Annotated in this window: 16 protein-coding genes, 1 tRNA gene and 4 pseudogenes; 11 read left to right on the top strand and 10 right to left on the bottom strand. The window is 39.4% G+C overall.

Annotated features, from left to right (window positions below; all coding sequences use genetic code 11):
• Nucleotides 1-168 precede the first annotated feature (168 nt).
• From fdxA to FTV38_RS13080, 3 genes are all read left to right on the top strand, one after another.
• Nucleotides 169-492, top strand: a complete 324-nt coding sequence (fdxA, locus tag FTV38_RS13070; RefSeq protein ID WP_004651686.1) for a ferredoxin FdxA — start codon at nucleotides 169-171, stop codon at nucleotides 490-492.
• Nucleotides 493-630: 138 nt separating this feature from the next.
• Entirely contained in the window at nucleotides 631-1,353 is a 723-nt protein-coding gene (locus tag FTV38_RS13075) for a D-Ala-D-Ala carboxypeptidase family metallohydrolase (RefSeq protein ID WP_078188751.1), read from the top strand.
• Nucleotides 1,354-1,484: 131 nt separating this feature from the next.
• Entirely contained in the window at nucleotides 1,485-2,150 is a 666-nt protein-coding gene (locus FTV38_RS13080) for an O-methyltransferase (RefSeq protein ID WP_180022701.1), read from the top strand.
• Nucleotides 2,151-2,359: 209 nt separating this feature from the next.
• Here FTV38_RS13080 and FTV38_RS13085 read toward each other — a convergent pair whose 3' ends face one another.
• From FTV38_RS13085 to FTV38_RS13120, 8 genes are all read right to left on the bottom strand, one after another.
• Nucleotides 2,360-3,202, bottom strand: a complete 843-nt coding sequence (locus tag FTV38_RS13085) for a universal stress protein (RefSeq protein ID WP_078188753.1) — start codon at nucleotides 3,200-3,202, stop codon at nucleotides 2,360-2,362.
• Between the two features lie 130 nt (nucleotides 3,203-3,332).
• The gene (locus FTV38_RS13090; RefSeq protein WP_180007750.1) at nucleotides 3,333-3,950 is read right to left on the bottom strand and encodes a DapH/DapD/GlmU-related protein; all 618 of its coding nucleotides are present in this window, start codon (nucleotides 3,948-3,950) and stop codon (nucleotides 3,333-3,335) included.
• Entirely contained in the window at nucleotides 3,943-4,542 is a 600-nt protein-coding gene (locus FTV38_RS13095; RefSeq protein WP_180022702.1) for a YigZ family protein, read from the bottom strand. The genes FTV38_RS13090 and FTV38_RS13095 overlap by 8 nt, the downstream gene beginning before the upstream one ends.
• A gap of 269 nt (nucleotides 4,543-4,811) precedes the next feature.
• Nucleotides 4,812-5,555: an LPS export ABC transporter ATP-binding protein gene (gene lptB, locus FTV38_RS13100; protein ID WP_078188759.1), complete on the bottom strand. Its 744-nt coding sequence runs from the start codon at nucleotides 5,553-5,555 to the stop codon at nucleotides 4,812-4,814.
• Nucleotides 5,555-6,121: a lipopolysaccharide transport periplasmic protein LptA gene (lptA, locus tag FTV38_RS13105; protein ID WP_111883783.1), complete on the bottom strand. Its 567-nt coding sequence runs from the start codon at nucleotides 6,119-6,121 to the stop codon at nucleotides 5,555-5,557. Before lptA ends, lptB begins: the two co-directional genes overlap by 1 nt.
• Nucleotides 6,111-6,653, bottom strand: a complete 543-nt coding sequence (lptC, locus tag FTV38_RS13110) for an LPS export ABC transporter periplasmic protein LptC (RefSeq protein ID WP_078188761.1) — start codon at nucleotides 6,651-6,653, stop codon at nucleotides 6,111-6,113. The genes lptA and lptC overlap by 11 nt, the downstream gene beginning before the upstream one ends.
• 35 nt (nucleotides 6,654-6,688) lie before the next feature.
• On the bottom strand, nucleotides 6,689-7,228 hold the full coding sequence (locus FTV38_RS13115; protein WP_078188762.1) for an HAD family hydrolase: 540 nt from the start codon (nucleotides 7,226-7,228) through the stop codon (nucleotides 6,689-6,691).
• 4 nt (nucleotides 7,229-7,232) lie between these two features.
• On the bottom strand, nucleotides 7,233-8,210 hold the full coding sequence (locus tag FTV38_RS13120) for an SIS domain-containing protein (RefSeq protein WP_168377848.1): 978 nt from the start codon (nucleotides 8,208-8,210) through the stop codon (nucleotides 7,233-7,235).
• Nucleotides 8,211-8,565: 355 nt separating this feature from the next.
• Here FTV38_RS13120 and cysS point away from each other — a divergent pair, with 355 nt between their 5' ends.
• On the top strand, nucleotides 8,566-9,987 hold the full coding sequence (gene cysS / locus FTV38_RS13125; RefSeq protein ID WP_180022703.1) for a cysteine--tRNA ligase: 1,422 nt from the start codon (nucleotides 8,566-8,568) through the stop codon (nucleotides 9,985-9,987).
• Between the two features lie 62 nt (nucleotides 9,988-10,049).
• Nucleotides 10,050-10,125: transfer RNA gene (locus tag FTV38_RS13130), tRNA-Gly, on the top strand.
• A 304-nt stretch (nucleotides 10,126-10,429) separates the two neighbouring features.
• On the opposite strand, the gene FTV38_RS13135 is transcribed toward FTV38_RS13130, so the two are convergent.
• Complete coding sequence (locus FTV38_RS13135; protein ID WP_180022704.1) at nucleotides 10,430-10,654, bottom strand: helix-turn-helix transcriptional regulator; 225 nt, start codon at nucleotides 10,652-10,654, stop codon at nucleotides 10,430-10,432.
• 113 nt (nucleotides 10,655-10,767) lie between these two features.
• Between FTV38_RS13135 and FTV38_RS13140 the strand changes: the two genes are divergently transcribed.
• The 6 genes and pseudogenes from FTV38_RS13140 to FTV38_RS13160 all read left to right on the top strand — a co-directional run.
• Nucleotides 10,768-10,977 (top strand): hypothetical protein, encoded by a 210-nt coding sequence (locus FTV38_RS13140; protein WP_180022705.1) that lies wholly within the window; start codon nucleotides 10,768-10,770, stop codon nucleotides 10,975-10,977.
• Between the two features lie 15 nt (nucleotides 10,978-10,992).
• On the top strand, nucleotides 10,993-12,174 hold the full coding sequence (locus tag FTV38_RS13145) for an Arm DNA-binding domain-containing protein (RefSeq protein ID WP_180022706.1): 1,182 nt from the start codon (nucleotides 10,993-10,995) through the stop codon (nucleotides 12,172-12,174).
• A complete protein-coding gene (locus FTV38_RS13150; protein ID WP_373887014.1) occupies nucleotides 12,167-12,415 on the top strand; it encodes a hypothetical protein in 249 nt (82 codons plus the stop codon). The genes FTV38_RS13145 and FTV38_RS13150 overlap by 8 nt, the downstream gene beginning before the upstream one ends.
• 192 nt (nucleotides 12,416-12,607) lie before the next feature.
• Nucleotides 12,608-12,859 (top strand): annotated as a pseudogene (locus tag FTV38_RS18130) (ATP-binding protein); the annotation flags it as partial.
• A gap of 73 nt (nucleotides 12,860-12,932) precedes the next feature.
• Nucleotides 12,933-14,008, top strand: a pseudogene (locus tag FTV38_RS13155) (IS3 family transposase).
• 40 nt (nucleotides 14,009-14,048) lie between these two features.
• A pseudogene (locus FTV38_RS13160) lies at nucleotides 14,049-14,547 on the top strand (ATP-binding protein); the annotation flags it as partial.
• Between the two features lie 240 nt (nucleotides 14,548-14,787).
• Here the strand turns inward: FTV38_RS13160 and FTV38_RS13165 are convergent.
• Nucleotides 14,788-14,879: pseudogene (locus FTV38_RS13165) on the bottom strand (IS5/IS1182 family transposase); the annotation flags it as partial.

Here is a 14,879-nt window from a genome sequence, read left to right on the forward strand (position 1 = left end):
AGTATGATTCTCATTCATTGTGAAATTTACATAAATTGTTCAGTTTTTAGTGATTTTAACAGCACTGCATATAATAATTATCAATAAAAGGAATTGTTAGTTACCCTATTTTTTGCCTAAAATACACCATTAGTTTATTAGAACCATATTTTTTAGGTAGCTGTCGCCATGACCTTTGTTGTCACTGAAAACTGTATTAAATGTAAATATCAAGACTGCGTAGAAGTTTGCCCTGTTGACTGTTTCTATGAAGGTCCAAACTTCCTTGTTATTAATCCAGATGAATGTATCGACTGTGCGCTATGTGAACCTGAGTGTCCAGCTAACGCGATTTTCTCTGAAGATGAGTTACCTGAAGGTCAAGAAGTATTTATCGAACTTAATACTGAACTTTCTCAAAAATGGCCGAACATCACTCAAATTGGTGATCAACCTGCCGACCGTGAAGAGTGGAACGGTAAAGCTGATAAATTACAATATCTTGAAAAGTAATTTTACGCTTTCATGAAAAGATCAGCACATGCTGATCTTTTTTTATACTTAAAGCACACATTTCATTGCAAATTATTCAAATTTTCTCAATCAAATTGGATTAAAATAGAACGAGTTTATAAATAATTGATTTCTATAATGAAGCATTTACTCAAGGGATTATTGTCCGTTGCAATATTCCCTCTTGTTTTCATTGGTTGTACAACTACACCACAAAAACAAGGTCACACTATTACAACTCCCGACGGTAAACGTATTTACATACCTCAAGAAAAAGTGACGACCATCAGACAAGCCCCGCCTAAAGTGGTGCCTTATGCCTACAATTCGTGGGTCGCGTCTGTCGATAATTTACGTCGCGTTCGAGACTATGAAGTCTTTTTAGAGAAAAATGGTGTAGGCAATATCATTCCATCATTTGAGTTGATGCGTACTGCACGTGACTGGCAAAAATGTGGTCGCTCAGAATATATGGTACCTAACCGTGAATTATGGCAAAACCAAATTGCAACCTTACGTGTCTTTAAATATTTAGTAGCTGCCAATATCTTAACGGACTTTGAAGTGACATCGGTTTATCGTGATTTGCCTTTGAACCAGTGTGCCGGTGGTGCAAGTTCATCTCGTCACTTATACAACTCTGCGATTGATTTCCGTATTGGACCTGCGTACCCGCAGCCCGAAGACTATAGTTATATTGAAAACACCAAGTTCCGTTTATGCCAGTTTTGGTCACAACATGGGCAAAGTCTCAATATGGGTCTTGGTTTATATGCCAGCGGACAAATTCATATTGATACTCAAGGCTACCGTACTTGGGGGCCTGATCACTCAAGCCGCTCATCAATGTGTAATTACTAAAACATTACATCGTCATATCAAGACCTCTTCGGAGGTCTTTTTTGTGCATAAAATATGCAAATACAGAACAATAAATTGCGATGTTAGTGGAAAGGTTTAAAATGCTTGCATCAATCACGAGGTGCGACAACATGCAACAAATGTGGACAGACATTGATGCTTACATCGATTCACATTTAATTCCTGAAGATCCAATACTGACCCAAACACTTCAACATACAGATGAACGTGGCTTTCCCGATCATCTTGCTGTAGCGGCCAATCAAGGTATGTTGCTACAAATGTTAATCCAAATGAACAAGTGTAAACGCGTTTTAGAACTTGGAACTTTTGCAGCCTACAGCACCATGTGGTTAGCACGCGCATTACCTGAAGATGGTTACATTCTGACCATTGAAGGTCGTGATACACATGCTGCCCTGGGTCAAGAAAATATTGATAATGCAAAGCTTGCACAAACGATTGATCTGAAATGTGGTCGCGCGGCAGATATTTTACGTGCCCTTCCTGAAGATACTGAAGCTTTTGACTTTATTTTTGTCGATGCAGACAAACAGAGCTACCCTGAATATTTAGAATTAAGCCTAAATTTATCTCATTCAGGTACAGTGATTGTTTTAGACAATGTGATTCGTGCAGGTGAGATTCTGAATGCCGAAAACCACAAGCCAAGTATTGAAGGTATCCGAGATATGTTCAAAGCCATGCAAAATCATCCAAAAATTTTATCCTGCACGGCACTTCAAACTGTAGGTTGTAAAGGTCATGATGGTTTTGCGATTGCAATCGTTAAATAATCTAAATCGAGGTGTTTTTTAGCCACCTCGAATAAAGGTATAAAAAATAATCAATACAATATTTTATTTTTAAAACAACTACTTACAAACACTACACACAGAGTTATCCACAATTTATGAGGATAACTCTGATTATTTTTAACACAACTACTTATTGTTTATTTAATCGCAATTGTCCGTCTATTTAATCACCTATTCATTGTCTCAACTTATTTTACAACCAACAGTGGCACACTCGAATTCCTGAAAATACTGGTGGTAATACTGCCCAAGAAGAACTGATGGATTTTACTGTGACTAAACGCCCCCAGTACGATTAACTGAATGCCATGCTCTTGTTGATAGTCCAGAATATTTTCCGAGACATCGCCATAGCGGTATTCCGTCACCACATCGAGACCGGCATTGGTTAAATAATTTTTTGGATCATCCAAGATTTGTGGGTGATCTCCAACATAGACCAAATGACATTGCAAAAGTTTAAGTAGGTCACTTTGTGCCACACGCTTCATTAGCTCAACGCATTTAGGCGAATATTCATAGGCAAAAATAAAACGTGTCGGTGGTTTAAACGTTGGCCCTACGGTCATAACGGTACAACTTGCACCACGTATAAAGTTTTCAACATTACTACCAAGCGGCTTATTGCGCTCTGCTGAACGTTCACCCACCCGACCAATTAAAACAATATCGTCATCTTGCAGTACATTAAAACTTTGCTCTAAGAAGTCGCCCTTTTCCTGAATATGGGTGGTTTGAATACCATGCTTGTCTTGGATCATTTCAGAAATGTGTTTGAGCAAGTTATTACTATAATCTAACGCTAAATCACTTTGTTTTTGTTCTAACTCCGCGAGTTCTTTTAAGAGCATAGCATTACTTTCAAACCCAATCACGCCACTGATTTCACCTAAGTGATAACTTGCCGGATAGTAATCAAGTATTTGCAGTAAAACCAACTCGCGGTGAGTTTGTTTAGCAACCCAAGCAGCAGCATCAGCTAGTGCATTAATGCATGGAGAAGAGTCGATACAGGCGATAACTCGTTTCATGATTAGCCCTCGTTTTATTATTGCTTGGCTATAAAATGTTGTTTGTTATTTTTAACTTATCACAACTCTGTTTCACTGTGCATGCATTTGTGTAAGCATAAAAACGATTTATGACCTATTTGGCGATTATTTATTCGCGATATCGAATGAATTTTGCAGGATTTCCCGCAATGATTGCGCGCGCTTCGACATTTTTCGTCACCATACTGTTCATGCCGACTACAGCCTGCTCAGCAATGTGAATGCCATCCTTGATTCCAACATGCGCACCTAGCCAAACATCACGCTCTATCTCAATCCCTTGTGATCGTACAGCCTGCTGATAGATCGGTTGATTGACATCCATTCCATGATCGAAAGCATATAGATGGCAATATGCCGCTATACGAACCTGATCGTGAATTTTGATGCCCACTCGCCCACCATCTAAAATACAGTGATGATTGATCGCCACTTCATTCCCTATTTCTATTGGGCCATGCAGGGTGCAATCTGCAGCGATAAAGCTGTTATCTCCAATGACAATCTTACGTCCCGGTTCAGCAAAAATATGAGCCAATGGCGATATAAAACAATTTTCACCAATTTCCACAGTTTCCATCGATTTGAGATAGTCTTGATATTCCTGTTGCCAAGCTTCAGCCCAACCACGATTTTTCGGTTTGAGTGACCAATACAACCAAGGCATATAATTCAGACGATGCTTATGTTGCTCTCGATATTTCAATAATGGATCTTGTTCATTCATCTTCAGCAGCCTCAACGATATGCAATTGTTCACGTCCGCGAGTTACATCTTGAATCTTTAACCGTAGCGGTTGGATTTGATGAATTTGCAATGATGCAAGTACATTTACGCCCTGCGCTGTATATTCTTCCTGAAATTCAATTTGCTGCTGATTGAGTTCGTATTGGAAAATTGCCCATTCATTAAACTGACAACTAAATTGCACTTTTTTCTTCTCAATAAGTTCAATTTTTTCAGCTTGTAAAAGACACTTACCGGCACAGCCACCATAGGCACGTACCAATCCCCCTGTCCCGAGCTTAATTCCACCATACCAACGATTAACCAAAACCAACACGTTGGTTAGGTCATTCCCTTCTATGGTTGCTAGAATGGGCCGACCTGCTGTGCCTGAAGGCTCACCATCATCATTAAAACGTACGGTATGTCCAATTTTCCATGCCCAACACTGATGTGTTGTTGAGATATCCTTATTAGCTTCGAGAAATTCTTTAACGGCTTGTTCATTTTCCACAGGAACTGCGATGGCTTGAAAACGACTTTTTTTAATGTCTTCTTCATATTCAAACTGTGCGGCGAGTGTAAATGGCATAACGTCTTTAGATCCTCTATCAACGGATATTATAGCGTTTTTTGAAAGACTTACATCCACAAAAAAGCCCCCAATACTGGAGGCTTGATTGAAGACCATTCATCTTTCGTAATCGCATGATTTTTGCAGATCGTATTTTTAGTTTAATGTATACTGATATTTTTGTTAATTTTTAGATTAATTACTCAGTTTTTGTCATTTCCGACAATAAGATAAACCCGCTGAACCAAACTAGCGCCATTCAACGGGAAATTTCTTATTTTATTCAATTAAACAGTAAAATCATCACCAAGATAAACTTTACGTACCGTCTCATCTGCAAGCACTTCTTCTGGAGTACCTTCTGCAATCACTGAACCTTCGCTCACGATATAAGCATGCTCACAAATCGCTAGAGTTTCACGCACATTATGGTCGGTAATTAATACACCAATACCACGATCTTTCAATGTTCGGATAATGTCTTTGATATCACCCACTGAAATAGGATCGACCCCTGCAAAAGGTTCATCTAGCAACATAAATTTAGGGTCTGCAGCTAACGCGCGCGCGATTTCCGCACGGCGTCGCTCACCACCCGACACACTCATACCAAGAGAATCTTTGATGTGTGTGATTTTAAAGTCAGCAAGCAATTCCGTTAAACGTTGCTGACGTTGTTGCTTATTTAGATCTTTACGGGTTTCTAAAATCGACATGATATTTTCAGAAATGGTTAATTTTCTAAAAATAGATGCTTCTTGAGGTAGATAACCAATACCTTTACGTGCGCGCTCATGCATTGCCAAGTCAGACAAATCAAGATCATCTAAATGAATCTCACCTTTATCCATACGAACTAAGCCAACAACCATATAGAAGCTTGTGGTTTTACCTGCACCATTTGGACCAAGTAAACCCACAATTTGACCACTTTGCATGCTAAAGGACACATCCTTTACCACCCAACGCTTACTGTAGTTTTTGGCTAAATGCTTAATACATAAAGTTTGAACTTGCGAGGTCTGCTCCATTAATCACGTGCTCCTGGGAAGGACTTAGTGCTTGACGGCGGAATCACGATTTGTACACGACCTGAAGAAGATCCAGATTTATTTGGCGTACCTTCAGCAACGATATCGCCTTTATTCATACTGTATTTCAAGCTATTACCACGAATACTTGCACCATCTTGTTGCAACAAAGCACCACCCGTCATGGTGATAATACCTGTTTCAGCATTGTAGACGATTTTCTGTGCTTGGCCTTTCGCATAGCCTTTGGCAGGGTCAGTTTTTTGTTGGAAATGTGCTGGCCCACCCGTTGCTGTAATCGTACTGATCTCTTTTTTGCTGTTTAAGTTCGCAACGATTGAGTTTGCCTGAAGCTTCATCGAACCCTGTTCAATGATGACATTACCGGTATACGTCGTAATCCCAGTTTTTTCATTAAACGTTGCACGATCGGCAACCAATGAAATCGGTTGATTACGGTCGGAAGGCAAAGCAAAAGCTGCAACTGAACATAACGCCAGTGAACCGAGTAGCGCTGTACGTTTTAGGAAAGTTTTTGCAGTTTTTCGATTAAAATTATGGTTCATACTTTCCTCGAATATTAAAAAATTCGTATTGACCGTCGTTTAAATTTGCTTTTAAACCTTGGCTGACAAATTCGGCTTGTGGTGAAATCACCGTTACAGTCTTGTCCGTTTCTATTTCACGCTGTTTTGGAAAAGCAGTTAGTTCCTCAGTACGAAACTCCATTTGCCCTTCACGCATCAATTTTGTCGCAACCACATTGTCACTCAGTACGACTTTTTGGTTATCGTCCATACCATTGGCTTGTTTGGCAAAGAACGTGGCATCGACAGCACCATCTTGATAGGTCGATGCTTTCAGATTGACCAAATGAGAAGTTTGCTTTTGCAAATCCTGCTCAAGTCGATCGACTTGCGCACGAATATGCAATTTTCCCTGCTCATCAGTCTGCGTCAGGTTAATGTTTTCAGCTGAGTAAGTCATACTTTTCGAAGAGTCCGCCTGAAGCTTATTACCCTTTCCACCGAAATAGTAAAAACCACCGCTTACTGCAGCAATGACCACAGCTGTCACGTATAAAACTTTAGTATCCATAAGCGGAGATTCAATCCAATGACTGCATCAATTTATTAATAAGGTGCACTTGCATATTTTTCAAGTAGTTCCTGGTATACACCTTTAGAAACTAAAAGCATATCGCAGATTTCACGAACAGCACCACGTCCACCCATCGCCTGAGTAACAAGATCTGCACGGCGACGTACTTCTAAATGTCCATTCGGTACGGTCACTTTCATCCCTGCAATAGCAAAGGCTGAAAGATCGGGCCAATCATCACCCATATATAGGCAATCTGAAGGATCAATACCAAACTGTGCACAGGCTTCAGTCAAGGCAACACCTTTGTCTTCACGTCCTTGAAAGACCAAATCGACACCTAAGTCAGACATGCGTTTTTCAACAATATTACTTTTACGGCCAGTAATAATGATGACTTTGATACCCGCTTTTTGCACTAACTTCATGCCCAAGCCATCACGAATATCAAAAGATTTGATTTCATCGCCGCTATTGGTCAACGTTACAAATCCATCACTTAAAATTCCATCTACATCCAGTACCAGTGCTTCTATGTGACGCGCTTGTTCTAGCAATACATACGATGCCATTTTCTTAATTTACCCCAGCCTGAATCAGATCATGCATGCTGATAATCCCAATCACTTTATTGGCATCATCAACAACTACAAATTGTGTAATTTTCTTTTCGTTCATACGTTCTAAAGCATGTACCGCGCGTTCTTCTTGTGAAATCGTCAAAGGATTTTTAATCATCACTTCTGAGACTTTCATATTCACGTCAAAGCCTTGCTGTTTATCAATCAAACGACGTAAGTCACCGTCGGTAAATATACCCAATAAGGTATCGTTTTCATCGACAATCGTGGTAAGACCCAAACGTTTATTTGAAATTTCATACAGAACTTTATTCATTGGTGTCTCTGGCGACACTTTTGGTAAGTCTTCACCTGTATGCATAAGATGCTTTACATGCAATAACAAACGCTTACCCAACGCTCCAGCAGGATGAGAGCGTGCAAAATCATCCGAGGTAAAGCCACGTGCATCCAATAAAGCAACCGCAAGGGCATCACCTAAGGCTAATGTTGCAGTGGTACTTGAGGTCGGAGCTAGCCCCAAAGGGCATGCTTCTTGAATATTACCCAAGGTCAATGCGACATCGGCATTTTGTGGCATGGGACCTTTATTGTCGCCACTCATGGTAATTAAAGGAATGCCCAAATGTTTAATCAATGGCATCAGCATCATAATTTCATCACTCTTACCTGAGTTTGAAATTGCAATGAGCACATCACCTTTAACCAACATGCCCAAATCACCATGTCCAGCTTCACCCGGATGCATGAAGAAAGATGGCGTACCTGTCGAGGCAAACGTAGCGGCCATTTTACGACCGATATGACCCGATTTGCCCATACCAGTAATCACTAAACGCCCTTTGCACTGTAAAATGATTTCGCAGGCTTGGCTAAAACGATCATCTATTTGCGTCGCTAATACTTGTAAAGCATGCTCTTCAATACGCAAAGTTTCTAATGCGACTTTCTGAAAATCGACTTGATTCGGCATATTTGGTGGATTCAAAGTTGTTATACCTTAAGCCGTGAGAGGTGCGCTCTCACTTTCAAAATAAAAAATTTTCACAATTTTATCATATCTATGCAAATAGCACGTTTCCAAATGTATAAGAATTCATGAATTATGCAGAAAAGATGCATTTCTTCATTTTTATCTTCCGGACAGATAAATTGAATTCAGCACTCGAATGAGATTCAGACCGAATCCAATTAACCTTCTACGCTATTTTTAGCAACGCAAAGACATCAAGCATTAAAAAATATCTGCTTTTTTGGGTTTTAACTTTATGAATAAAAATGCTTAGGTTAAGATGAGCCATCTTTTGGTAGAAACAATTTGAAGACCTATGCAACCTTTTGTTCTATATAACTCAGAGCAACGTAAAAAAGTAGAATTCGTACCTCGTAAAGAAGGACATATCGACATGTATGTCTGTGGAATGACCGTGTATGACTACTGTCATATTGGTCATGCTCGAGTTATGGTTGCATTCGACTACATTATCCGTTTCCTGCGCAGTCAGGGCTGGAACGTTAAATACGTTCGCAACATTACCGATATTGACGACAAAATCATTGCCCGTGCCAATGAAAATGGCGAAAGCATTACTGCTTTAACCGATCGCTTTATCAAGGCCATGAACGAAGATGCTGCCAATTTAGGTTGTGCAGCACCTGATGAAGCACCACGTGCAACAGACTATATCGATCAAATGCAGAATATGATTGGTAACTTGGTTAACAAAGGTACAGCATATCCATCTGCAAATGGCGATGTTTATTTTGAAGTTGAAAAGTTTGCCAAATATGGTCGTCTTTCGGGTCGTAAACTTGACGACATGCAGGCTGGTGCTTCTGAACGTGTTGATGTAGAAGTAGAAAAGAAACATCCTTTTGACTTCGTGCTTTGGAAACATGCCAAAGAAAATGAACCTTCTTGGGCTTCGCCTTGGGGCAATGGCCGTCCGGGCTGGCATATTGAATGTTCAGCGATGTCGACCTGCTGCTTAGGTAACCATTTTGATATTCATGGTGGTGGTTCAGACTTAACTTTCCCGCATCATGAAAATGAAATTGCGCAATCTGAGGCATCTACTGGCGAACAGTATGTTAATTACTGGATGCATGTCGGCTTTATTAATGTCGATGGCGAAAAAATGTCGAAGTCTTTAGGTAACTTCTTCACTATTCGTGATGTGATGGATAAATTCCACCCTGAAGTGATTCGCTTCTTTATTGTGTCATCACATTACCGTAGCCCAGTAAACTTCTCTGACACTGCTTTAAAAGAAGCGAAAAATACCCTTTCCCGTTTCTATCATTCATTTAAAGCTTATCAGCAAGTCTATGGTGAAAAAACCGTAGAAACTTTGGATGATGCTTTAGTTGAGCGCTTTAATGCCGCTATGCGTGATGATTTCAACACCGCAGAAGCAATTGCGGTATTGTTTGAAGTCAACAAAGAATTGAACCGTGCCGTAAAAGATGAAAATGCTGAACAAGCGGCTGTGTATTATTCGACATTGCGTCACTTGACCAATATTTTAGGTTTGGTGCAACACAATGTGGATGATTTCCTGAAATCTGATATCGGTCAGGAAGCATTAGGCTTATCAGAAGAACAGATTGAAGATTTAATTCAAAAACGTAAAGATGCGAAAAAAGCCAAAGAATTTGCCAAAGCAGATGACATTCGCCAATCTTTGTTAGATCAAGGGGTTGTTCTTGAAGATACTCGTCAAGGCACTATTTGGCGCCGTGCTGATTAATTAAGCAAACAGAAGCATAGAGAGTTGACAGTTGTGTGAAATTCTCTATAATTCACCTCATTGCGGGAATAGCTCAGTTGGTAGAGCATAACCTTGCCAAGGTTGGGGTCGGGAGTTCGAGTCTCCTTTCCCGCTCCAGAATACGAAAAGCCCTTATCGAAAGATAGGGGCTTTTTTTATTGATTTTAATAAATATTTTTATTTATCAGAATTTATGATACTCAAGAAAGCAAGTTTACATAACTACACAATCAGAGCTTGTGACCAATTTGTGACCAAAACGTGTCCATCATTTTTTTCAAACTCCCCCATTGATTCTCAAACTTTATAATTTCAACCAACATATATGTAATTACATATTTGATTAACTTTTTCTACTTACTATAAAATTTGATGATTCATTTTTTTAGTGAGCTATCAACTTTTAATTTATCTGTACCTTTTAATTATTATTTGCAGATATTTGCTCTTTTTTATGAATCAATAGTTCCCCTACTGTTACATTTAAAGACTCACAAATCTTATCGATCGTATCAAAATCAATTCTTACTGATTCACCATTATAAAGTTTGTGCAAGGTCGATTTATTTATACCTGTCATGCGAACCAAATCTGCTACTTTCAATTTTCTTTCAGCCAGCAATACAGCCAAATTAGAATAAATCATCTTTTTTCCTACTTAAGTCGTAAAAAGTACTTGCAAAGACCAATTTTTATGCTAATTTACATATAGGACATAAAAAATCCTACTTAACTAGTAAAAAATAAAGGTTTCTTATTATGACATATACCTACATGACAGCCCAACAGTTGGCTGAAAAAATTCATTATGACTCCCGCACTATCCGCAACCAGCTTAAAGATAGTATTTTCCTTGAAGGTATCCACTACATTCGCCCTTTTGGTGGTCGAAAAATACTCTTTGTTTGGGAGCGTATCGAAGAAGATATGCTGAAGTTTACAGGCTTGGGCCTAACCACTTTGCAATAATAAGGAGTTTAGCTTATGGCCAATATTCAGGAACGCAGCGGAAAGCTCGTAGTCGATTTCCGCTACCAAGGCACTCGCTGCAGAGAGACCACGAATCTCGAAGCTACGGCTCAAAATCGTAGACTCTTAAAAAAACGTTTGGAACAACTTGAAGCTGAAATCACTTTAGGAACTTTTGATTATGCAAAGTATTTTCCTAAAAGCAAACGTGTTGCACAGTTTGCTGTGATGAAACAACAACACATTGTGCTGAGCTCATCCACACCTTTATTTAAGGATTTCGCTTCTATTTGGTTCGATGAGAAAAAAATCGAATGGCGTGCTTCTTATCAGGAAAAAATACAAATTATTTTAAACAACTATTTGATCCCTGCATTAGGTCATCGTTGCTTGGATCAGATAAAAAAGCCAGACTTGCTTGAATTCCGTTCCTCTCTCGGCAAAGTGAATTACGGTTTAAAACAAGCAAGTCTGAAGGCATCTCGAATCAATCAGATCATGACACCTTTACGTATGATACTTAATGATGCAGCGGAACGATACGATTTTGTATCGCCTTATAAAAATATTAAGAATCTTAAGGAAAGTCGCATTGACGTTACGCCTTTCACATTGCAAGAAGTGCAAGAGATTCTAGAGGCTGTCCGGGATGATTTTAAACCATATTATACCGTTCGCTTCTTCACAGGTATGCGTACCAGTGAAATTGATGGCCTACGCTGGCAAAACATCAATTTTCAACGGCGTGAGATCTATATCAAAGAAGCCTTGGTCAACGGCAAACTTGGTGGAACTAAGACTTATGGTTCAGATCGTGTCATTCAAATGAGTGAACGAGTTTACCAAGCACTATTAGATCAAAAGAACATGGTAAAAAGTCGTTCCGAATTCGTCTTCTCAACACGTGCAGGTAAACCTCTCGACTATCGCCTAGTCAATCGTCGGGTATGGCACCCTCTTTTAAGATTTTTAGGTCTTAAGAGTCGTCGTGCATATCAAACACGGCATACTGCAGCGACATTATGGCTCTCAGCTGGTGAAAATCCGGAATGGATTGCAAAACAACTAGGACACTCAACGACTGAAATGTTGTTCCGTGTTTACAGTCGTTATGTTCCTAATATCACCCGTCGTGATGGCAGTGCTTTTGAGCTGATGCTAGAAAAGCTCAATGAGATGGAGAATGAATATGACTAAATCATTCTTTGGTGGTGTTGTGGTATCACAGGAAGTTGATGCAATTGCGCGTGAGCTGATTCAGGAGTTTCAAATTCCCAAACTACATAACCTCGCTTTCATGCTCAACATCAACAAATGTTTTGATGATCATCAGGCTTTAAGGCTTTGGTTACAACAACAGCTGGATGATAAGCAAGCTAATTATGAAAATTTAGCACAGAAGGCCCGCCTCCACTTAACCAATCTTGCTTACACATAAATCAAAAAATTAAGGTCATCTAATTGATGACCTTAGCCCTTTTACATCTATAAAAAGGTAGAAAAATGAATAAGAAGTTGCAGTTTGGGAATCAGTCTATATCGGTGATCTCCAATAAAAATATGTTGGTCTCTTTGAAAGAAGCAAAAATTTTTATTTTAAAAAAATCAAAATGGATTTAGGAGAATAACCATGCCCCCCGTGTTTAAAATACCCCAAGCACATGCAGAAGCAACAGAAGAGACACTGTGCCCTATGCATCACATGCCTGTAATAGAAATGTGTGGTCATAAGCTCTGTAAATTATGCGTGGAAGAAACTGTACACCAATCATAGGCCCCTTATGAAGTGGAACGACAACAGCGTTTACTACAACAAAAAATCAAAAATTCAGGTCTAAATAAACGCTATCTAGGCTGTGGTTTTAAAAATTATGTGATTTCATGGGTAATCCTCCCTAAAAATAATAGGATCTAAAAGTAGAATTTTCTCTTAAGATACGAGCAGGAGATTCTGCATGAAAACATCTAAATTTACTGACAGCCAGATCATGTCCATTTTGAAACAAGCGGAGTCTGGCACACCTGTAGACACCCTTTGTCGTGAACACGGCATGAGTAATGCCACTTTTTATAAATGGCGTGCTAAATATGGCGGTATGGATACCTCATTAATGGTTCGACTCAGAGAGTTGGAAGTAGAAAATACCAGACTGAAAAAAATGTATGCTGAAGAACGATTAAAGGCAGAGATTATTCAGGAAGCGATGGCAAAAAAGTGGTGAAGCCATCTTGCCGGCGTAAGATGGCACAACTAGCCGTTGCCCAGCATACGGTTAGTATCCGTTTAGCTTGTTCTGCATTTATCATTAGTGAAACCTGCTACCGCTATCAAGCCAAACTCAGCGATGACAATGCATTCATTGCTGAACAGCTCATTGAACTCACTGAAGAAAATTCAGATTAGGGCTTTGGTCTGTGCTTCTCATATTTACGACATATTGAAAACCATGTTTGGAATCATAAGCGTGTTTATCGCATTTACTGTGAGTTAGCACTGAATCTACGCATTAGACCGAGAAGAAGACTAAAACGGCATATACCAGACCCACTGAAAGAGCCGATTCGGGCAAATCAGGTCTGGTCATTAGATTTTATGCATGATCAGCTTTCCGATTGTCGCAAGTTTCGATTGTTCAATGTAATTGATGATTATCGTCGTGAAGGCCTAACCATTGAAGCAGGCTTCTCATTACCTACAACTCGAGTAATTCGAACTCTTAATCAGTTATTGGAATGGCGAGAAAAACCATTAGTTATTCGGTGTGACAATAGCCCGGAGTTTATCAGTCATGAATTTGTACGCTGGGCGACTGAGCACGGTATTCGTATTGAATATATTCAACCAGGTAAGCCACAGCAGAATGCATATATTGAACGTTATAATAGAACCGTACGTTATAGCTGGCTGAGCAAACATTTATTTGATACTTTGGATGAGGTACAAGATTATGCAACGAGTTGGCTGTGGCATTACAACCATGAAAGACCACACCAAGCAAACAAAGGAAGGCCACCTTTAATGGCTGCTTAACCTCTACTTTTAACTTCGGTTATTTATGGGAGGATTACCATGTCCCCAACAAGACAATGCTATCCAACTATGCCAAGCCTTTGCACAACACATTATTTCAAATCTTCATCCGAACCTTTTGCTCATCGGAACACCAGGTACGGGTAAAACACATCTAAGTGCATCGATCATTCGCAACATTCTTCACAATACTAGACGATCTGCACGCTACACGACCAGTGCAGATATAGCTCAAAGAATGATGGATACTTGGGCAGATAATTCACGCTCTGAAAATGAAGTCATTAACCATTTTTCAAGTTTTGATTTTACTTGTTATTGATGAATATGGCTTGCATGACCGGCATGAGAAACGTTTAGAAATGGTGCATAAAGTTTTATACAGTCGCGATAACAACATGAAATCGACTGTTTTAATTTCCAATTTTACTTTAGAGAGCATACAACGTGATCTGGGTGTCCGATTATGGTCACGCTTACATGAAAACAATTTGATTGTAGTGCCATGTTATTGGGATGATCATAGAATTACTGGATAATAGAATCTCTCCAAAGCCTCTTATCTGAGGAAGATAAGAGACTTTTTAAGGCTGGTATTGCACCTAATACCTCAGTCACAATAGGACCTATTTTGAAGTTAACTGAAAGGCATCCAGGCTCACCCTATCAGGAAACTAATAAAGTTAAGCCTTTTCACCGAACTAACTACATCATATAAAGAAGTTTGTTTTCAATATCATCAATTAGGGTGTGTTGACATTTACAGCCGATAAATTGAGCTAAAGAGGCAACCATATAAATATACAAGCTAAAGCAACAGCGCTTTGATAGTTACGTTTTAGCTTATCGTATCTTGTGGCAATTCCTCTAA

This window comes from Acinetobacter sp. YH16044 (assembly GCF_013417145.1).
GTDB lineage: Bacteria > Pseudomonadota > Gammaproteobacteria > Pseudomonadales > Moraxellaceae > Acinetobacter > Acinetobacter amyesii.